Annotated in this window: 16 protein-coding genes, 1 tRNA gene and 2 pseudogenes; 12 read left to right on the top strand and 7 right to left on the bottom strand. The window is 62.7% G+C overall.

The annotated features are described in order from the left end of the window. Positions 1 to 60 precede the first annotated feature (60 nt). Positions 61 to 1,140: a patatin-like phospholipase family protein gene (locus ACODSJ_RS21905; protein ID WP_489103726.1), complete on the bottom strand. Its 1,080-nt coding sequence runs from the start codon at positions 1,138 to 1,140 to the stop codon at positions 61 to 63. 310 nt (positions 1,141 to 1,450) lie between these two features. On the opposite strand from ACODSJ_RS21905, the gene ACODSJ_RS21900 reads away from it, so the two are divergent. The 7 genes and pseudogenes from ACODSJ_RS21900 to ACODSJ_RS21870 all read left to right on the top strand — a co-directional run bounded on the left by ACODSJ_RS21900 (position 1,451) and on the right by ACODSJ_RS21870 (position 7,495). Next, positions 1,451 to 1,756, top strand: a complete 306-nt coding sequence (locus ACODSJ_RS21900) for a PepSY domain-containing protein (RefSeq protein ID WP_489103725.1) — start codon at positions 1,451 to 1,453, stop codon at positions 1,754 to 1,756. Further along, positions 1,756 to 2,067 carry a PepSY domain-containing protein gene (locus ACODSJ_RS21895; protein WP_489103724.1) on the top strand — a complete coding sequence of 104 codons (312 nt, stop codon included), beginning with the start codon at positions 1,756 to 1,758 and terminating at the stop codon, positions 2,065 to 2,067. Before ACODSJ_RS21900 ends, ACODSJ_RS21895 begins: the two co-directional genes overlap by 1 nt. Further along, positions 2,067 to 2,735, top strand: a complete 669-nt coding sequence (locus tag ACODSJ_RS21890; RefSeq protein WP_489103723.1) for a response regulator transcription factor — start codon at positions 2,067 to 2,069, stop codon at positions 2,733 to 2,735. Before ACODSJ_RS21895 ends, ACODSJ_RS21890 begins: the two co-directional genes overlap by 1 nt. Beyond that, positions 2,732 to 4,045 (top strand): sensor histidine kinase, encoded by a 1,314-nt coding sequence (locus ACODSJ_RS21885; RefSeq protein WP_489103722.1) that lies wholly within the window; start codon positions 2,732 to 2,734, stop codon positions 4,043 to 4,045. The genes ACODSJ_RS21890 and ACODSJ_RS21885 overlap by 4 nt, the downstream gene beginning before the upstream one ends. 228 nt (positions 4,046 to 4,273) lie before the next feature. Then, on the top strand, positions 4,274 to 5,590 hold the full coding sequence (locus ACODSJ_RS21880; protein ID WP_489103743.1) for a Na+/H+ antiporter family protein: 1,317 nt from the start codon (positions 4,274 to 4,276) through the stop codon (positions 5,588 to 5,590). 225 nt (positions 5,591 to 5,815) lie between these two features. After that, positions 5,816 to 6,589 (top strand): annotated as a pseudogene (locus tag ACODSJ_RS21875) (cache domain-containing protein); the annotation flags it as partial. Positions 6,590 to 6,673: 84 nt separating this feature from the next. Then, the gene (locus ACODSJ_RS21870) at positions 6,674 to 7,495 is read left to right on the top strand and encodes a methyl-accepting chemotaxis protein (protein ID WP_489103742.1); all 822 of its coding nucleotides are present in this window, start codon (positions 6,674 to 6,676) and stop codon (positions 7,493 to 7,495) included. Between the two features lie 322 nt (positions 7,496 to 7,817). On the opposite strand, the gene trhP is transcribed toward ACODSJ_RS21870, so the two are convergent. After that, positions 7,818 to 9,155, bottom strand: a complete 1,338-nt coding sequence (gene trhP, locus ACODSJ_RS21865; RefSeq protein ID WP_489103721.1) for a prephenate-dependent tRNA uridine(34) hydroxylase TrhP — start codon at positions 9,153 to 9,155, stop codon at positions 7,818 to 7,820. Positions 9,156 to 9,279: 124 nt separating this feature from the next. Between trhP and ACODSJ_RS21860 the strand changes: the two are divergent. Beyond that, a pseudogene (locus ACODSJ_RS21860) lies at positions 9,280 to 9,360 on the top strand (hypothetical protein); the annotation flags it as partial. 42 nt (positions 9,361 to 9,402) lie between these two features. Here ACODSJ_RS21860 and ACODSJ_RS21855 read toward each other — a convergent pair. The 3 genes from ACODSJ_RS21855 to pdxR all read right to left on the bottom strand — a co-directional run bounded on the left by ACODSJ_RS21855 (position 9,403) and on the right by pdxR (position 11,555). After that, a complete protein-coding gene (locus ACODSJ_RS21855; protein ID WP_489103720.1) occupies positions 9,403 to 9,585 on the bottom strand; it encodes a hypothetical protein in 183 nt (60 codons plus the stop codon). An 88-nt stretch (positions 9,586 to 9,673) separates the two neighbouring features. Then, positions 9,674 to 9,868, bottom strand: a complete 195-nt coding sequence (locus ACODSJ_RS21850; RefSeq protein WP_489103719.1) for a hypothetical protein — start codon at positions 9,866 to 9,868, stop codon at positions 9,674 to 9,676. A 169-nt stretch (positions 9,869 to 10,037) separates the two neighbouring features. Further along, positions 10,038 to 11,555, bottom strand: a complete 1,518-nt coding sequence (pdxR, locus tag ACODSJ_RS21845) for a MocR-like pyridoxine biosynthesis transcription factor PdxR (protein WP_489103718.1) — start codon at positions 11,553 to 11,555, stop codon at positions 10,038 to 10,040. 92 nt (positions 11,556 to 11,647) lie between these two features. Between pdxR and ACODSJ_RS21840 the strand changes: the two genes are divergently transcribed. Both ACODSJ_RS21840 and glyA read left to right on the top strand, forming a co-directional pair. Further along, positions 11,648 to 12,478, top strand: coding sequence for a YggS family pyridoxal phosphate-dependent enzyme (locus ACODSJ_RS21840; protein WP_489103717.1), 831 nt, complete (start codon positions 11,648 to 11,650; stop codon positions 12,476 to 12,478). Positions 12,479 to 12,584: 106 nt separating this feature from the next. After that, a complete protein-coding gene (gene glyA / locus ACODSJ_RS21835) occupies positions 12,585 to 13,850 on the top strand; it encodes a serine hydroxymethyltransferase (RefSeq protein ID WP_489103716.1) in 1,266 nt (421 codons plus the stop codon). Between the two features lie 128 nt (positions 13,851 to 13,978). Here glyA and ACODSJ_RS21830 read toward each other — a convergent pair. Beyond that, positions 13,979 to 14,054: transfer RNA gene (locus ACODSJ_RS21830), tRNA-Asn, on the bottom strand. 119 nt (positions 14,055 to 14,173) lie between these two features. After that, positions 14,174 to 15,370 carry an amino acid aminotransferase gene (locus ACODSJ_RS21825; protein ID WP_260961908.1) on the bottom strand — a complete coding sequence of 399 codons (1,197 nt, stop codon included), beginning with the start codon at positions 15,368 to 15,370 and terminating at the stop codon, positions 14,174 to 14,176. Between the two features lie 333 nt (positions 15,371 to 15,703). Between ACODSJ_RS21825 and uvrB the strand changes: the two genes are divergently transcribed. Together uvrB and gltX are read left to right on the top strand one after the other, a co-directional pair. Next, complete coding sequence (gene uvrB, locus ACODSJ_RS21820; RefSeq protein ID WP_489103715.1) at positions 15,704 to 17,719, top strand: excinuclease ABC subunit UvrB; 2,016 nt, start codon at positions 15,704 to 15,706, stop codon at positions 17,717 to 17,719. Between the two features lie 210 nt (positions 17,720 to 17,929). Continuing rightward, the gene (gene gltX / locus ACODSJ_RS21815) at positions 17,930 to 19,411 is read left to right on the top strand and encodes a glutamate--tRNA ligase (RefSeq protein ID WP_489103714.1); all 1,482 of its coding nucleotides are present in this window, start codon (positions 17,930 to 17,932) and stop codon (positions 19,409 to 19,411) included. The last annotated feature ends 201 nt before the right edge of the window (positions 19,412 to 19,612 follow it).

The raw sequence follows: 19,612 nt of genomic DNA, 5'->3' as shown, positions 1-19,612 counted from the left end.
GGTCGCGAGGCAGGCGGCGCAGTTTATCAGGTTGATACCGGCGGCGCGCGAGCAGGTTGACTAAAGGGTCAGCAAACGCTCGCCCAGCCCGCCGTTGGCGGCCAGTTCGAGAAACTCGTCACCGAGCCGGCGGCTCTCGTCCATCGCCGTGCGCCAATATTTGCGGCGGCTCGGGTCATCGCCCATGAAACGCTTGAAGTCGTTGCGGTCCGGCAGTTTGCCGTAGGGCAGGCGGGACAGGTATTCGCGCGATGGCGCCAGCAGCAGGACATCTTGCAGGCGTCCGGCATCGGCCCGGCGCCACGGCAGGCCCTTGTCGAACCAGCCGGGAATGACGCGGTCGGTGAAGTGCGGATACAGCACGATATCGTCGCCGCTGTAGGGCAGGTCGAGGTGGTAGTCCAGCAGGCCACCGTCGCGGTAGGTACCGGCACCGGCACCCGGCAGGTCGCGCACGCCTTCCATCACCATCGGGATCGAGCCCGAAGCCAGCAAAGCCTGGCGCAAATTGCCGATCTGCAGCGGGACGAAGCGCGACGGGAAGTCATTCAACGGATGCAGCGGCGGGGCCAGGCGCGGGTCGTGGATGATCAGCCGTTCGAAATGCCGCGACAGCCGCGCTCGACCGCGCAGGTTGTCGGCGATAACCGACGACAGCCCCAGGCCCAACCGGCCGCGATGGTCCTGGGCCAGGAGGCCGTGGCTCTTGACCACCATGATGTTGAGTCGGTAATGCGGGTTGTCGAGGATCGAGCGGTCGCGCCCTTCGAGCAGGTCATCGAGCATGCGCTGGGAGCTCTGGCTGACCCCGGCCATGGTCACGCCCTTGGCAAAGCTCTGTTCGTTGTACAAGGTGCCCAGGCGCTGGATCCCTTGCGCGGCGTCCGGCAGGCAGGCGCTGGCGAAGCGCCAGGAGCCCACCGAAGCGCCGATCAGCGAGCGCTCCCGGGGCGCGGCGGGCAGCCATTGGCCGAACAGCGCCAGGTCCAGCCCCTGGATACCCAAGGCCTTGGGCCCACCGGCGGCGCCCGGCAGGGTTCCGACATCGACAGCGTCGAGGCCGGCCTGGCGAATGCGCGCGAACGCACGCGGGCCGGCCTTGAGGGTCAGGGCGGGAAACTTGATGTGGATGGCGGCCATATCGGTCTCGTGACGTGAGTGAGCAAGGGAGTATAGCGACACCGCTTTCTATGGGAGCGGGGCTTGTGGGAGCAAAGCTTGCTCGCGATACAGGCGACACAGTTCAACTGCAGGACGGTGCCATCGTTCATCGCGAGCAAGCTTTGTTCCCACAAAATTTTGTGCTCTCACAGATTTCGTGTTGTTCACTGCATTGGCCCCCACAAGCATCCATCCACCTTGATCTGAGTTCCATGATGGCCATTCAGTTTCAGTTAAGTTCCCCCCGATACAGTCCGCCCCGGTAACGATTATAAGAAGGAGACACCCCATGAATCGCCTCACTGCCTTTTTCATCACGGCCTTCATGACGTTCAGTGGCTTGGCCCACGCACGGGATCTCACGGCTGACGAAGCCCAAAAATTGCAGGACGCTGGTACCATCCTGTCTTTCGGACAACTTGATGCCACGGCCTTGGCCAAACACCCCGGCGCCACCGTGACCGATACCGAACTGGAAGCCGAGTACGGCAAGTACGTCTATCAGGTGGAGCTGCGCGATACCGAGGGCATTGATTGGGACCTTGAGCTGGACGCCGTCACTGGTGAGGTGCTCAAGAATCATCAGGATACGTAATGAAGCTTAATGTATGCGTCCGCAGCCTATGGGCACTGTCGCTGCTGGCGTTCTGTTCGGTGGTCATGGCCCGGGACCTGGATCAGGACGAGGCCCTGCACCTGCGCCAGCAAGGCGTGATCCTGCCGCTGGAGCAGTTGCTGCAACGGGCACTGGACCTGCACCCCGGCGCCAAGTTGCTGGAGGCCGAGCTGGAAGAAAAGCACGGCGTCTACATCTACGAAGTCGAGCTGCTGGACACCGACGGCGTCGTGCGCGAACTGGACCTGGAGGCCGCGACCGGCCTCCTGCTCAAAGATAAGGAAGACTGATGCGCCTGCTTCTGGTGGAAGATCACGTTCCCCTGGCCGACGAACTGATGGCCGGGCTGACACGACAGGGGTATGCCGTCGATTGGCTGGCCGACGGTCGCGACGCGGTGTACCAGGGCAGCAGCGAGCCCTATGACCTGATCATTCTCGACCTCGGCCTGCCAGGCGTGCCGGGGCTGGAGGTGCTGGCCCAGTGGCGTGCCGGTGGACTGAGCGCGCCGGTGCTGATCCTCACCGCGCGCGGCTCCTGGGCCGAGCGCATCGAAGGTCTCAAGGCCGGCGCCGACGATTACCTGACCAAGCCTTTTCATCCCGAAGAGCTGCACCTGCGGATCCAGGCGCTGCTGCGTCGCTCCCACGGCCAGGTCAACCAGCCGACGCTCCAGGCGGCCGGCCTGCATCTGGACGAAGGCCGGCAGTGCGTGATCCGTGATGGCGTGGACATCCAGCTGACCGCCGCCGAGTTTCGCCTGCTGCGTTATTTCATGCTGCACCCCGAGCAAATCCTCTCCAAGAGTCATCTGGCCGAGCACCTCTATGACGGCGAGACCGAGCGCGATTCCAACGTCCTCGAAGTCCATGTCAATCACCTGCGGCGCAAGCTGGGGCGCAGCGTGATCGAAACCCGTCGCGGCCAGGGCTACCTGTTCGGCGGACAGGTGCAGTGAGATCCATCCAGCGGCGCCTGAGCCTGGGGTTGATCGGGGTGATGGTGGTGGTCGGCCTGGTCCTGGCACAGACCAGCCTGTGGTTGTTCGAACTGGGTTTGCAACGTTACCTGGAAGCCGGGTTGCGCAACGACAGCGAGAACCTGCTGGTGGCCCTGGTGCGTGGGCCGCAAGGGGTGCAACTGGATGAGCGACGGTTGTCGCCGGCCTATCTGCGACCGTTCTCCGGGCATTATTTCCGCATCGATTTTGCCGACGTGCACTGGCGCTCCCGCTCCTTGTGGGACCAGGAACTGCCCCAGCTCGACCATCCCGGCCTGCACAGCAACCTGCAACTGGGGCCCGAAGGCCAGAAGTTGCTGGTGTTGCGTACTGACTATCGGCGCCTGGGCCAGGCGATTTCCATCAGCGTGGCCCAGGACTACACGCCGGTGCGGGACAGTTTCCGCCGGATGCAGCAAATCGGCCTGGGCCTCGGATTGGCGGGGCTGCTGCTGATTCTGTTGCTGCAACGCCTCACGGTGCGCCGTGCCCTGCGTCCGCTGGACAAGGCCCGCGAGCAGATTGCCCAGTTGCAGCGCGGACAGCGCTCGCAACTGGATGAGCAGGTGCCGCGGGAGCTGGAACCGCTGGTGGCGCAGATCAACCATTTGCTGGCCCACACCGAAGACAGCCTCAAGCGCTCGCGCAACGCCCTGGGGAACCTGGGACACGCGCTGAAAACCCCGTTGGCGGTGCTGCAAAGCCTGGCGGCGAACGAGAAACTCGACCCGTATCCCGAGTTGCGCAAGCTGTTGCTCGAACAGTTGGAGCAGGTTCGCCAGCGCCTGAACCGTGAGCTCAACCGCGCACGACTGTCCGGCGACGCCTTGCCCGGCGCGCACCTGGACTGCGATGCCGAACTGCCGGGGTTACTGGCGACGCTGAACATGATCCACGGCGAACACCTGCAACTGAGCTACGTTGCTGCGCCGGGCTTGCACCTGCCCTGGGACCGGGAAGATCTGCTGGAGCTGCTGGGCAACCTGTTGGACAACGCCTGCAAGTGGGCCGACGCCGAAGTGCGCCTGATCGTGAGCGAGACGGCCGGTGGATTCTGCCTGGCCGTGGAAGACGACGGCCCGGGTATTCCCGAGGATCGCCGCGCGCAAGTGTTCAGCCGGGGCTCGCGGCTGGATGAGCAGACCGATGGCCACGGCCTGGGGCTGGGCATCGTGCGCGATATCGTCGACACCTGGGGCGGGACGTTGGTGTTGGACGACAGCGAGTGGGGTGGGTTGAAGGTGGTGATCGACTTGCCCAAGCGCTGAAGTCCGTATTTACCCCCAGTGGGGGCGGGCCTGTGGGAGCACAGCTGGCTCGCGATGACGTCATCACCCACAACATCTGTGTTGAACGTATAAATGCTATCGCGAGCAAGCTTTGCTCCCACAGCTTGAAAACCACCCCATAACCCTTGCAGCCTGGCGCCGCTTGCTGCACAGTCGCGGCCTTTTTTATCCGGTGGCTTTCCATCGCTGTGCTTTGAGGTAACGATGATAAATGCAGTAATTGCCGCGGTTGGCGTCATGCTGGTGCTCAGCCTGACTCGCGTGCATGTGGTGATCGCGCTGATTATCGGCGCGTTGGTGGGCGGTCTGATGGGTGGCCTGGGCATCGAGGCGACGCTCAAGGCGTTCAATGAAGGGCTCGGGGGCGGTGCGACGGTGGCACTGTCCTACGCGTTGCTGGGGGCTTTCGCGGTGGCGATTGCCAAGTCCGGCATGGCCCACGCCCTGGCTGACAAGGCGCTGGCGATGGTGGATCGCCAGGACGCCGCTGGTCGTTCCGGGGTCAAATGGGTGCTGATCGGCCTGCTGGGCACGGTCGCGGTCGCTTCCCAGAACGTGTTGCCGATCCACATCGCCTTCATCCCGTTGCTGGTGCCGCCGCTGCTCTTCGTCCTGACCAAGCTGCAACTGGATCGCCGGTTGATCGCCTGTGTGATGACCTTCGGCCTGATCACCCCCTACATGTTCCTGCCGGTGGGCTTCGGCAACATCTTCCTCAATGAAATCCTCCTGGCCAACATCGCCCGCAGCGGCGTGGACGTCAGCGGCATCAACGTTACTCATGCCATGGGCATCCCGGCCTTGGGCATGGTCTTCGGCCTGCTGCTGTCGTTGATCAGCTACCGCAAGAAACGCGTCTACGACCTGAAGAAAATCGCCCGGGTCGAGCAAGTGGCCGTGCACTACAACCCGTTGAGCCTGATGGTCGCCGGATTTGCCGTGGCGGCGGCGTTCGCGATCCAGCTGCTGGTGGACTCGATGATCATCGGCGCCCTGGTGGGGTTCCTGATCTTCTCGCTGTCGGGGATCGTGCGCTGGCGCGAGACCGACGACCTGTTCACCGAAGGCATGAAGATGATGGCGATGATCGGCTTCATCATGATCGCCGCTTCGGGCTTCGCCCAGGTGATGAAGGCGACCGGTGAAGTCCAGAGCCTGGTGCAGGCCTCGGCGTCCTGGATCGGTCATAACAAAGGCATTGGCGCGCTGATGATGCTGCTGGTGGGACTGCTGGTGACCATGGGCATCGGCTCGTCGTTCTCCACGGTGCCGATCCTGGCGACCATTTTCGTGCCCCTGTGCCTGCAACTGGGTTTCAGCCCGGTGGCCATTGTCTGCATCGTCGGTACCGCCGGCGCCCTGGGCGATGCCGGTTCCCCGGCGTCGGACTCGACCCTGGGCCCGACCTCCGGCCTGAACATCGACGGCCAGCATCACCACATCTGGGACACCGTGGTCCCGACCTTCATCCACTACAACCTGCCGCTGCTGGCGTTTGGTTGGGTGGCGGCGATGGTGTTGTAGTTCAAGACCGCGTCGACTTCATCGCGAGCAGGCTCGCTCCCACAAGGGGCCGGTGTGAACACAAAAACTGTGAACATCACCGAACCCTGTGGGAGCGAGCCTGCTCGCGATGAGGCCCTAAAGTTCAACAGCTCGTCAGCAGCCCTTCACCTTGGCCTACAGTTTTGCCGTGCACGGCCGTTAATACGGCTAACCACGCCAATAACACCAACAAGAGTGAACAGCATGCGCCTGAGCTTGAAGGCTAAAGTCCTGTCCCTGGCGATACTCCCGGTATTGCTCTCTGCGGTGGTCATCAGCCTGACCACGGCGTTCATCTTGAAGGAACAGGCCGGTAAAGAGGTCCAGCAGACCCGCGAGCGCTTGCTGGCCGACGCCAAGGCAACGCTGCAAAGCTATGTCGCGGTGGGCCTGACTGCCATCAAGCCGCTGTACGATGCCGCGGCTCCCGGTGACCTCGCGGCGCGGGCCGAGGCGATCAAGTTGCTGTCCAGCATCAGCTACGGCAAGGATGGCTACTTCTTTGGCTACGATTCCGAGACCGTGCGCCTGTTCAAGGCCAACAGCCCCGACGGCGTGGGCAAGAGTTTCAAGGACAACCGCGATCCGAACGGTGTCTACGTCAACCGTGACCTGGTGAAAGTCGCCAAGGACGGTACCCACTACCTCGAATACAGCTCGCCGCTGCCCAACAGCAAGGACCTGGTGCCCAAGCTCGGCTACACCGAATACCTGTCCAAGTGGGACATGGCCGTCGGCAGTTCGGTCAACCTGGATGGTATCGAAGCTCAGGTGGTCCTGGTGGAAGCCAAGGTCCATGAACGCGTGCAAGGGGTGATCCTGAGCATTGTCGGCATCGCTGCCGTGGTGTTGCTGGTGATTGCAGTGGTAGGGCTATTGGTGGCCAATACCATCCTGCGGCCATTGAACCTGATGAAAAACAATCTCGATGACATCGCGGCGGGCGAGGGTGACCTGACCCGGCGTCTGGCGATCACCAGCGAGGATGAACTCGGTCAACTGGCCGGTTCGTTCAACCGCTTCGTCGACAAGATCCACGGCCTGGTGCGGCAGATCACCGAGATGACCTCGCAACTGACCGGCCTGGTGACGCAAGTCTCCGAACAGGCCCAGCGCTCCGAGCACGCCATGGAGCGCCAGCGCCACGAAACCGATCAGGTGGCGACGGCGATCAACGAGATGTCTTCGGCGGCCCAGGAAGTGGCTCGCAGCGCCCAGGGCGCCGCGGTCGCCGCCCAGCAGACCGATGAAGAAGGCCAGTCGGCCAAGCGCGTGGTGGCCGGCAGCATCCAGCAGATCCATGCACTGGTGGAAGATATTCGCAGCAGCGGCGTGTCCCTGGACAGCCTGCAGCAGGACGTGGCTTCGATTGTCAGTGTGCTGGGGGTGATCCGCTCGATCGCCGAACAGACCAACCTGCTGGCCCTCAATGCCGCGATCGAGGCGGCCCGTGCCGGCGAGGCGGGGCGAGGGTTTGCGGTGGTGGCCGATGAGGTGCGGGCCCTGGCCAGCCGGACCCAGCAGAGCACCCAGGAAATCCAGGGGATGATCGATCGCCTGCAGTCGGGCACCCATGCCGCGGTGGAAGCGATGCGTCGCTCCAGTGAGGCGGGCGACGGGACGTCAGTGCGGGCCAACGAGGCCGGGGCATCCCTGGATACCATGGCGCAGCTGATCGGCACCATCAACTCGATGAACGCCCAGATCGCCAGCGCCGCCGAGGAACAGACCGCCGTGGCTGAAGAGATCAACCGCAGCGTGCATCAAATTGCCGTGGCGGTGGACAGCGTCGCCGATGAAACCCAGCTCGGCGCCCAGACCTCCCGCAGCCTGGCCGACCTGGGCCAGCGCCTGGGCAAGCTGGTGGGGCAGTTCCGGATCTGATCCGGCACGTTGCGCAGGAGCTGCCGAAGGCTGCGATCTTTCACTCTCGATCCAGATGCAACGCTCGGGCAACCGGGCCCTATCGGGAGGGGAGGATCGCAGCCTTCGGCAGTTCCAGCCGTGTTCAAGCCGTGCTTGTATACCCCGTGGGAGCGGGCTTGCTCGCGATGGCGATTTGCGTCGAGCGCAGTTGTGGCGAGGGAGCTTGCTCCCGCTGGGCGGCGAAGCTGCCCCCCTCACACCTGGCGAAGCAGGACCATTGAGTTGTCCTGTAATGGGGCCGCTGCGCGCCCCAGCGGGAGCAAGCTCCCTCGCCACGGATTTATTTCGGGCGGGTGCCGTCACCAACATCCTTCATCAACAACCCAAACCGCAAATCCACCTCTTCCGGAATCGGCACGTAGACCACATGCCCATCCCCCGGCGCCACCTCGATGCTCTGGCCCTTGGCGTCCTGCAACTGATGCAGATCGAAGTGGAAGTTGCCCTGGGGCGTCATCAGCTCGATGTGATCGCCCAGTTGGAAGCGATTCTTCACCCGCACCTCGGCCAGGCGCTCGCGTCGCTCGCCGGTCAGTTCGCCGACGAATTGCTGGCGTTCCGAGACCGAACTGCCGTTCTGGTAATTCTGGTATTCATCATGCACATGACGCCGTAGAAAGCCTTCGGTGTAGCCACGTTGCGCCAGGGATTCGAGGTCGTTCATCAGGCTGCGGTCGAACGCCCGGCCGGCCACCGCGTCGTCGATGGCCCGGCGATACACCTGGGTGGTGCGGGCGCAATAGAAGTGCGATTTGGTCCGGCCTTCGATTTTCAGCGAGTGCACACCCATGTGCGCCAGCCGCTCGACGTGCTGGACCGCCCGCAGGTCCTTGGCGTTCATGATGTAGGTGCCATGTTCGTCCTCGAAGGCCGGCATGGACTCGTCCGGGCGGTTGGCTTCCTGGAGCAGGAACACCTGGTCGGTGGGGGCGCCAATGCCCAGGGTCGGTTCGGGCTGATAGGTGTGCACGATATCGCCCACGGCATTTTCCACCGCCGGTTGCGCCGAGTACTTCCAGCGGCAGGCATTGGTGCAGCTGCCCTGGTTGGCGTCGCGCTTGTTCAGATAGCCGGACAGCAGGCAGCGCCCGGAATAGGCCATGCACAGCGCGCCGTGGACGAACACCTCCAGCTCCATGGCCGGCACGTGCTCGCGGATCTCGGCGATTTCTTCCAGGGACAGCTCCCGGGACAGGATGATCCGGCTCAAGCCTTGCTGCTGCCAGAACTCGACGCTGGCCCAGTTCACGGTGTTGGCCTGCACCGACAAGTGGATCGGCATCTGCGGGAAGTGGCGGCGAACCAGCATGATCAACCCGGGGTCGGACATGATCAGCGCGTCCGGGGCCATGGCGATCACTGGTTCCAGGTCCTTGAGGAAGGTGCGCAGCTTGGCGTTGTGCGGGGCGATGTTCACCACCACGTAGAAGCGCTTGCCCATCGCCTGGGCCTCGTGGATCCCCAGGGCCAGGTTGGCGTGGTCGAATTCATTGTTGCGCACCCGCAAGCTGTAGCGCGGCTGGCCGGCGTACACCGCATCGGCACCGTAGGCAAAGGCGTAGCGCATGTTTTTCAGGGTGCCGGCGGGGGCGAGGAGTTCGGGGGCGGCGAGAGTCATGATGGCATTCGGGTCGCAAAAGGCGGCGAGGGTACGCCACGATCGACCAGGGGTTATTGATCCGGGTCAATGCCGGGGAAAAACGCGACGGCACTCCGGCGAGTCATGGCAGACTAAAGTTTAGACACTGGGTGGACTGGCGGTGTTCGGGTTGAACGGTTTCGTGATCGGGCCGCTGATCGCTGCGCTGTTCCTGTCCTGTTGGGGGGGGCGTCGAGCACAGGCCTGGGGTGAACCTGCCTTAGGCCTAGGCCGTCAACAGATAAGGGCCGATGCGTTGCGACATGGCTTGCGCGGCGGGCAACGAGGTCAAGGGGCCGCTGATGGTCACGCCATCGCGCACCAGATACCAGCAGGCCAGCAGGCCGCGTTCCCTGAGTGGGGCGGGAACGGCGCTACCAATGACAGACATGATTTGAACCTTGGGCATGGGAACCTCCATCGAGCAATGGGGTTACCTTACGACTCAACCGGGGTGACGAAAAATCAACCGCCTCGATAATGGGAATCGATGCCGCTCAGTCGACGACCCGATCGAGCATGTGCACCACTTCCTGCTCGTTGAGCAAGCCCTTGCGCACCAGCCTTTCGGTCAGCAGGGAAAGGAACTTGGCGCTGCGGTGGCCTTCCAGCTGCTTGAGCTCTGTCAGCGCGTTGTACACCTTGCTGGACGTGCACAGACCAACAATGTGATGGGGATTTTGCGTGGGCATACCTTCGTCCTTGTTGTTATCAAAAGCTGTTCGTGACGGACAGCGCCAGCTTGCGGCAGGGCCGTGACGCGCATGTGACAGCTGAGGTTGTAGGAAAAAGAAAGCAGGATCCGGACCATAATGCCTTTTTGGCGCCGGATTATTGTTCCGGTAGCGACCTCGGGCAGGCTTATCTGGCCATCGAGGAAGGGAGGCGGCCCAGCGCGTGGGCCAGGCGCTGGGTGGCGGCTTCGATTTCATGGGCGGCCAGGGACGAATAACCCAATAGCCATCCCTGTTGCTTCGGCTCACCAGCGTAGAGCCGACTGAGGCCGGGCAGTTGCACCCCCGCGAGGGCCGCCTGTTGAATGGTCTTCTCCTCAGACCAGCCGTCGGCCAGCAGGCAAGGGATCTGCAACCCGCCTTGGGGGCGCAAGGCGGTGATGATGCCGTCCAGGTGCCTGCCGATGGCATCGAGCAGGGTGGTACGGCGCCCGGCGTAGAGTTTGCGCATGGCCCGCACATGGGCGTTGTAGTGGCCGTCTTCCATGAAGCGCGCCAGGGTCAGTTGGGGGATCTGTGGGGTGTGGCCGTCCATGATGCTGCGCGCGCAGGTGAAGGCTTTGACCAACTCGTAAGGCAGCACCATGTAACCCATCCGCAGCCCCGGCGAGAGGGTTTTGCTGAAGGTGCCGAGGTAGATCGTGCGCTGGTACCGGTCCAGGCCTTGCACGCACGCGGTGGGCAGTCCGTCGTAGTGGAACTCGCTGTCGTAGTCGTCCTCGATGATCCACTTGCCGTGCTCGCTCGCCCAGTTGATCAGTTCGAGGCGGCGCTCCAGCGACAAGGTTGCCCCGGTGGGGTATTGGTGCGAGGGCGTGACATACACGCATTGGGCGCCGCTGCGGTCTGCCCGCAGCAGGTCTGTGCGTATGCCCAGTGCGTCGACGTCAATGGGTACGACCTTGGCCTCGGCGGCTTCAAAAGCCTTCCTGGCGCCGTAGTAGCCCGGGTTTTCCAGCAGGATCGGTTTGCCGGCGTCCACGAGCAGCTGGGCGCACAGGAACAAGGCTTGGCGAGTGCTGCTTAACACCAGGACCTGATCAGGGGTGCATTTGGCCCCGCGTTCGAGGTTCAAGTAGGTGGCGATCGCCTTGCGCAAAGGCTCGGCGCCTTGCGGGTCGCCATGCAGCAGGACACTGCCGCGATAGTCTTTCATGACCTGGCGTTGCAGGCGTTCCCATAGCTCGGTGGGGAAGGTGCGGGTTTCCGGCAGCCCCGTGGCAAAAGCCTTGATCACTTGCTGGTCGTTGACACCGCCGCTGTCGAGAATCATCCGGCCGCGTCGGCTCAAGCCTGTTCCGGGTGGCGCCTCGCTGCGCCGAGTGTCTTGCAGTTTCATTCGACGGCGCGCCGCTCCACGCAATTCGGCGCCAATCGTCTCGGACACATAGCTGCCCGAGCCCTCGCGCCGCACGATGAAGCCATCGCGGTGCAATTGCACATAGGCGTTTTCCACCGTGTCCCGGGCAACCGCGAGCGTCTTGGCCAGGACCCTGGTCGCCGGCAGCTTCAGGCCAGGGGCCAGGGCGCCTTCGAGGATCAGTGTGCACAGGGCGCGTTGAATCCGCTGATGCAGATCCAGCCGCTGAAACTCCGCATCGTTGAGTCGTATCTTCAGCGTTTCGAGCTCGAAGGTCTTCGTCATGCGGTCTGCCTCATGGGGATAAATTGGCCTGCAAGGGCAGGCCAGTTTATCCGTAGACTCTGCCTATCGCTATTGCAAGGAGCCGTCACCTGATGCAAGCCCGAATGGATGAAGTCGCCGCCGGTACCCTGACCCTGCACGAGCAGCATGGTCGCTACCCGCAGGCCAGCAGCGTCGAGGACTTTCGCCGCAATCTGGCGGCTGTGCAGCAGCGCATCGCCAGCGCCTGCCAGCGGGTCGGTCGTGATCCGGCGAGTGTGCGCCTGCTGCCGGTGAGCAAAACCTTCGACGAAGCCCACCTGCGTATGGCCTATGCCGCCGGTTGCCGGCTATTGGGCGAGAACAAGGTGCAGGAAGCGCAGCGCAAATGGGAAGCCATGGCCGATCTGACGGACCTGCAATGGTCGGTCATCGGCCATCTGCAAACCAATAAAGTCAAGCAGGTGGCACGTTTCGCCAGCGAGTTCCAGGCGCTGGACAGCCTGCGTGTGGCCGAGGCGCTGGATCGTCGCCTGCACATCGAAGGTCGACAGCTGGATGTGTTCGTCCAGGTCAACACCTCCGCAGAAGTGAGCAAGTACGGCCTGGCCCCGGAAGAGGTTGCCGGCTTTTTGCGTGCGCTGCCTGCGTTCCCGGCGCTGCGTGTGCGCGGCCTGATGACGCTGGCCCTGTTTTCGGCCGACATCAGCCGGGTCCGCCCTTGTTTCGTGCGCCTGCGTGAGTTGCGCGAGCGCCTGCGCCAAGACGTTCCGCCCGGTATCGGGCTGGAGGAGCTGTCCATGGGCATGTCCGGTGATTTCGAAATCGCCATCGAAGAAGGTGCGACCGTGGTGCGTGTCGGTCAGGCCATTTTCGGTGCGCGCGCCATGCCGGATGCCTATTACTGGCCTACGGCGGATGCCGGCCCCGGGGGGCACGGCTAGCGGCACTCCGACGCTCATTGATTCCCGACCGGCTGGAACTGCGCGGCGCTTGTCGCGGCAAGCATGGCAGCCGGTTTATTTCTCCCATCCCCAGGACCCTATCATCATGTATGACACATCCCTGAGCCTCGCCGCGTTCGATGCCGATCTGTGCGAGGCTGTTCATGGCGAAGAGCGCCGCCAGGAAGATCACGTCGAGTTGATCGCATCCGAGAACTACGCCAGCCCGCTGGTGATGGCGGTGCAGAACTCGGTGTTCACCAATAAGTACGCCGAAGGTTATCCGGGCAAGCGTTACTACAGCGGTTGTGAATACGTCGACGTGGCTGAGCGCTTGGCCATTGAGCGAGTCAAGGCGCTGTTCGATTGCGACTACGCCAACGTCCAGCCGCACGCCGGTGCCCAGGCCAACGCCGCGGTGTTCCTGGCGTTGATCAATCCGGGCGACACCGTGATGGGGATGAACCTGGCCCAGGGTGGTCATCTGACCCACGGCAATCCGTCCAATTTCTCCGGCCGGCACTACAACATCGTTCCCTACGGCCTCGACCCGCAGACCGGGCTGATCGACTACGACGAGATGGAGCGCATTGCCCTGCAAACCCGACCGAAAATGCTGATTGGTGGCTTCTCCGCCTACTCGCGCCACAAGGACTGGGCTCGCATGCGAACCATCGCCGACAAGGTCGGGGCGATTTTCTGGGTCGACATGGCCCACGTCGCGGGCCTGGTGGCGGCGGGCGAGTATCCGGACCCATTGCCCCACGCCCATGTGGTCACCAGTACCACCCACAAGACCCTGCGCGGCCCCCGAGGCGGCTTGATCCTGTCCAAGGGCCAGGATGAGGCGTTCTACAAGAAGCTCGATTCGGCGGTGTTCCCGGGTGTCCAGGGTGGTCCACTGATGCACCAGATCGCGGCCAAGGCCATTGCCTTCAAGGAGGCGCTGGCGCCCGGGTTCAAGGCTTATCAGCAGCAGGTCGTGATCAACGCCCGGGCCATGGCCGCGGTGCTGCAACGGCGTGGCTACAGGATTGTCTCCGGGGGGACTGACAACCACATGATGTTGATCGATCTGTCCGACAAGCCTTACACCGGCAAGGAAGCTGATGCCGCGCTGAGTGATGCCTACATCACGGCCAACAAGAACTCGGTGCCAAACGATCCACGTTCGCCGTTCGTAACCTCGGGACTGCGCATCGGCACCCCGGCCGTGACCACCCGCGGGTTCGGCGTGCCGGAGTGCGAGCAACTGGCCGGCTGGCTCTGTGATGTGCTGGACGCACTGGCGTCCGGCGGCAGCGAACGGGTAGCGCACGAGGTGCGCGAACAGGTGGTGACGTTGTGTCGTCGTCATCCTGTGTATCGATAGACCCCGGGGTCACGGTCGATGCCGGGCGGCGGCTCCTGTCCTTGAACGCCAGAAACGAAAAAACCCGCCATGGGGCGGGTTTTTCGGGTGGTTCCAGAGATTTTGAAAGCCTTCTCTGGAACCTTGTCTGGCTCCACGACCTGGACTCGAACCAGGGACCCAGTGATTAACAGTCACTTGCTCTACCAACTGAGCTATCGCGGAATGGCGCGTATGTTACTGATTGGAAAAGAGAAGTCAAGCGTGAGTTGACGGTTGGGGCGAGGTACGCTTCAAAAAAAATGGGAAGCTCGATGGCTTCCCATTTTTCCTGGCGCCGCGTGTCAGATCACCTGAACGATCGCCTTGGTTACCGCTTCAATGTTGTTCTGGTTCAACGCCGCCACGCAGATGCGGCCGGTGTCCAGGGCATAGATGCCGAACTCGTTGCGCAGGCGCGTCACTTGTTCAACGGTCAGGCCGGAGTAGGAGAACATCCCGCTCTGGCGTGCAACGAAGCTGAAGTCGTGGTGCGGCGCGGCCTTGGCGAGCATGTCGACCATCTGGTTGCGCATACCGCGGATCCGCAGACGCATTTCAGCCAGTTCGTCTTCCCACTGGGCGCGCAGCTCAGGGCTGTTGAGTACGGCGGCGACGATGCTGGCGCCGTGGGTCGGCGGGTTGGAGTAGTTGGTGCGGATCACACGCTTGACCTGGGACAGCACGCGGGCACTTTCTTCTTTCGATTCGCTGACGATCGACAGCGCGCCCACGCGCTCGCCGTACAGGGAGAACGACTTGGAGAACGAGCTGGAGGCAAAGAAGGTCAGGCCCGACTCGGCGAACAGGCGCACGGCCGCCGCGTCTTCGTCGATGCCAGCGCCGAAGCCCTGGTAGGCCATGTCCAGGAACGGTACGTGGTTCTTGGCCTTGACCACGGCCAGCACGTTTTTCCAGTCTTCCGGGCTCAGGTCCACGCCGGTCGGGTTGTGGCAGCAGGCGTGCAGCACAACGATCGAGCGGTCGGGCAGGGCGTTGAGGTCTTCCAGCAGGCCGGTGCGGTTCACGTCGTGGGTGGCGGCGTCGTAATAGCGATAGTTCTGCACCGGGAAACCGGCGGTTTCGAACAGGGCACGGTGGTTTTCCCAGCTCGGGTCGCTGATGGCGACGACGGCGTCAGGCAGCAGCTGCTTGAGGAAGTCGGCACCGATCTTCAGTGCGCCCGTGCCGCCCACGGCCTGGGTGGTGATGACGCGGCCGGCAGCGATCAGCGGGGAGTCCTTGCCAAACAGCAGGGTCTGGACCGCCTGGTCGTAGGCGGCAATACCGTCGATCGGCAGGTAACCACGGGAAACGTGCTGAGCCACGCGAATCGTCTCGGCTTCGACCACGGCGCGCAGGAGGGGAATACGCCCTTCCTCGTTGCAGTAAACACCTACCCCGAGATTGACCTTGTCGGTACGGGTATCGGCGTTGAAGGCTTCGTTGAGGCCCAGGATGGGGTCGCGGGGTGCCAATTCGACAGCGGAAAACAGGCTCATTATTGCGCGGCTCTGAATGGAGTAGGGGGGGGACGTGTCGCGCTCCAGCCGGATGCACTAGAGCGGTGCACAAACGGGGAGCTAGTATAGAGGCCATCACGGAGCACTGCGACAGGCGATTCGGCTTTTGCGGTAAGTATTTTCGTTTTTTTTCGACCGTTAGTCCCTTCGCCGCGTCAAAGTCTTCAAGGCGTGTAGGACGTTCGTCTTGAAAGCCAAGGCGTTCACCTCCACATTGTGTGCATTCCAGCTTTTTCCTCGGGCGACATCCGTCGTTTCGGTCCTTCTCGTTCCTGTCGGCTGACCGACAAGGAGTGAACCAGAGGTTATGTCATGTCTGAATTCCAGCTAGTTACCCGATTCAAGCCGGCTGGCGACCAGCCGGAAGCCATCCGCCTGATGGTCGAAGGCATCGAAGCCGGGCTGGCCCATCAGACCTTGCTCGGCGTGACCGGCTCGGGCAAGACCTTCAGCATCGCCAACGTGATTGCCCAGGTGCAGCGTCCGACCCTGGTGCTGGCGCCGAACAAGACCCTGGCGGCGCAGTTGTACGGCGAGTTCAAGGCGTTCTTCCCCAATAACGCGGTGGAATACTTCGTCTCCTATTACGACTACTACCAGCCCGAGGCCTATGTGCCGTCGTCGGACACCTTCATCGAGAAGGATGCCTCGATCAACGACCACATCGAACAGATGCGGCTGTCGGCGACCAAGGCGTTGCTCGAACGCAAGGACGCGATCATCGTCACCACGGTGTCGTGCATCTACGGCCTGGGCAGCCCGGAGACGTACCTGAAAATGGTGCTGCACGTCGATCGCGGCGACAAACTCGACCAGCGGGCGTTGTTGCGGCGCCTGGCGGACTTGCAGTACACCCGCAACGACATGGATTTCGCCCGGGCGACGTTCCGCGTGCGCGGCGATGTGATCGACATCTACCCGGCGGAATCCGACCTGGAGGCGATCCGTGTCGAGCTGTTCGATGACGAAGTCGAAAGCATTTCGGCGTTCGACCCGCTGACGGGCGAGGTGATTCGCAAGCTGCCGCGTTTCACCTTTTACCCCAAGAGTCACTACGTGACGCCGCGCGAAACCCTGCTCGATGCCATCGAGGGCATCAAGGCCGAGCTGCAGGAGCGCTTGGAATACCTGCGCTCGAACAACAAGCTGGTGGAAGCCCAGCGCCTGGAGCAGCGCACCCGGTTCGACCTGGAGATGATCCTGGAGCTGGGCTATTGCAACGGCATCGAAAACTACTCGCGCTACCTGTCGGGCCGCCCGGCGGGTGCGCCACCGCCGACCTTGTACGACTACCTGCCCGCCGATGCCTTGCTGGTGATCGACGAGTCCCACGTCAGCGTGCCCCAGGTGGGTGCCATGTACAAAGGCGACCGCTCGCGCAAGGAAACCCTGGTGGAATACGGCTTCCGCCTGCCTTCGGCGCTGGACAACCGGCCGATGCGCTTTGACGAATGGGAAAGCGTGAGCCCGCAGACCATCTTCGTCTCGGCCACGCCCGGCAACTACGAGGCCGAGCATGCCGGGCGTGTGGTCGAGCAAGTGGTGCGACCAACCGGGCTGGTGGACCCGCAAGTCGAGGTGCGACCGGCGTTGACCCAGGTCGACGATTTGCTCTCGGAAATCACCAAGCGCGTGGCGGTGGAAGAGCGGGTGCTGGTCACCACGCTGACCAAGCGCATGGCCGAAGACCTCACCGACTACCTGGCCGACCATGGCGTGCGGGTGCGCTACCTGCACTCGGACATCGACACAGTGGAACGGGTCGAGATCATCCGCGACCTGCGCCTGGGCACCTTCGACGTGCTGGTGGGCATCAACCTGCTGCGCGAAGGCCTGGACATGCCGGAAGTGTCCCTGGTGGCGATCCTCGATGCCGACAAGGAAGGTTTCCTGCGTTCCGAGCGTTCGCTGATCCAGACCATTGGTCGCGCCGCGCGTAACCTCAATGGCCGGGCGATTCTCTATGCCGACCGCATTACCGGCTCCATGGAGCGGGCCATCGGCGAGACCGAACGCCGTCGCGATAAGCAGATCGCCTTCAACCTGGCCAATGGCATCACGCCCAAAGGGGTGTTCAAGGACGTTGCCGACATCATGGAAGGCGCCACCGTGCCTGGCTCGCGCAGCAAAAAGCGCAAGGGCATGGCCAAGGCCGCCGAAGAAAGTGCCCGCTACGAAGCCGAACTGCGCTCACCCAGCGAGATCACCAAGCGTATCCGCCAGTTGGAAGAGAAAATGTACCAACTGGCCCGGGACCTGGAGTTCGAAGCGGCGGCGCAATTGCGCGACGAGATTGGCAAGTTGCGCGAGCGATTGCTGACTGTCTGAGGTTTGCGCTGGTCTTCAGGGCTCTTTCGCGAGTAAGCCTGCTCCCACAGAGGGTATGTGTCCCATGTGGGGGGGGCTTGCTCGCGAATGAAGCGACGCGGTCTGCCAAATGCCATACAAATCCCGCTCTGACTGGAGCCCGCCCGCCATCGCCTGTTACCATTCGCCCCCTGTTCGATCTTCGCTTTTACCTTCTTTCCGAGACATGCCATGACCACCGTCCGTACCCGCATCGCGCCTTCGCCCACCGGCGATCCCCATGTCGGCACCGCTTACATCGCTCTGTTCAACTATTGCTTTGCCAAGCAGCATGGCGGTGAGTTCATCCTGCGGATCGAAGACACCGACCAATTGCGCTCGACCCGTGAGTCCGAGCAGCAGATTTTCGACGCCCTGCGCTGGCTGGGCATCGACTGGAGCGAAGGCCCGGACGTTGGCGGCCCGCACGGTCCGTACCGCCAGAGCGAGCGCGGCGAGATCTACAAGCAGTATTGCCAGCAACTGGTGGACATGGGGCATGCGTTCCCGTGCTTCTGCACCGCCGAAGAACTGGACCAGATGCGCGCCGAGCAGATGGCCCGTGGCGAAACCCCACGCTACGATGGCCGTGCGCTGCTGCTGTCCAAGGAAGAGGTGGCCCGTCGCCTGGCGGCCGGTGAACCCCATGTGATCCGCATGAAGGTGCCGACCGAAGGCGTCTGCGTGGTGCCTGACATGCTGCGCGGCGACGTCGAGATCCCATGGGATCGCATGGACATGCAAGTGCTGATGAAGACCGACGGCCTGCCGACGTACTTCCTGGCGAACGTGGTCGACGACCACCTGATGGGCATCACCCACGTGTTGCGTGGTGAAGAATGGCTGCCATCGGCGCCGAAACTGATCCTGCTCTACGAATACTTCGGTTGGGAGCAACCGCAGCTGTGCTACATGCCGCTGCTGCGTAACCCGGACAAGAGCAAGCTGTCCAAGCGCAAGAACCCGACGTCCGTGACCTTCTACGAGCGCATGGGCTTCATGCCCGAGGCGATGCTCAACTACCTGGGCCGCATGGGCTGGTCGATGCCGGACGAGCGCGAGAAGTTCTCGCTGCAGGAAATGGTCGAGCATTTCGACCTGTCCCGCGTCTCCCTGGGTGGACCGATCTTCGACATCGAGAAGCTGTCCTGGCTCAACGGCCAGTGGCTGCGGGACCTGCCGGTAGAAGAATTCGCCGCACGCGTGCAGAAGTGGGCGTTGAACCCTGAATACATGATGAAGATCGCGCCCCATGTGCAGGGCAGGGTAGAGACCTTCAGCCAGATCGCTCCGTTGGCCGGTTTCTTCTTTGCCGGTGGGGTGACGCCGGACGCGAAGCTGTTCGAATCCAAGAAGCTCTCGGGCGACCAGGTGCGCCAGTTGATGCAACTGATCCTGTGGAAGCTGGAAAGCTTGCGTCAGTGGGAAAAGGACAGCATCACCGCGACCATCCAGGCCGTTGTCGAATCCCTGGAGTTGAAGCTGCGCGACGCCATGCCGTTGATGTTCGCCGCCATCACTGGCCAGGCCAGCTCGGTATCGGTGCTCGATGCGATGGAAATCCTCGGGCCGGACCTCACTCGTTTCCGTCTGCGCCAGGCCATCGATCTGCTCGGTGGCGTGTCGAAGAAGGAAAACAAGGAGTGGGAAAAACTGTTGGGCGCGATCGCTTAAGCGGTCGATGAGGCAGGGCATACCCCGGTTTTCCGGGGTTTGTCGGTAAGTGTTTGTTATCCCGGCAAAAAACTTTCAAATTTGTTGAAAATAAATTTGACAGCCCTCCGATACGCCCTTAAGATTCGCCCCGTCCTCAGCGATGAGGGGCTATAGCTCAGCTGGGAGAGCGCTTGCATGGCATGCAAGAGGTCGACGGTT

This window comes from Pseudomonas sp. FG6 (assembly GCF_057809015.1).
This window is presented reverse-complemented; position numbering and strand designations above follow the sequence as displayed.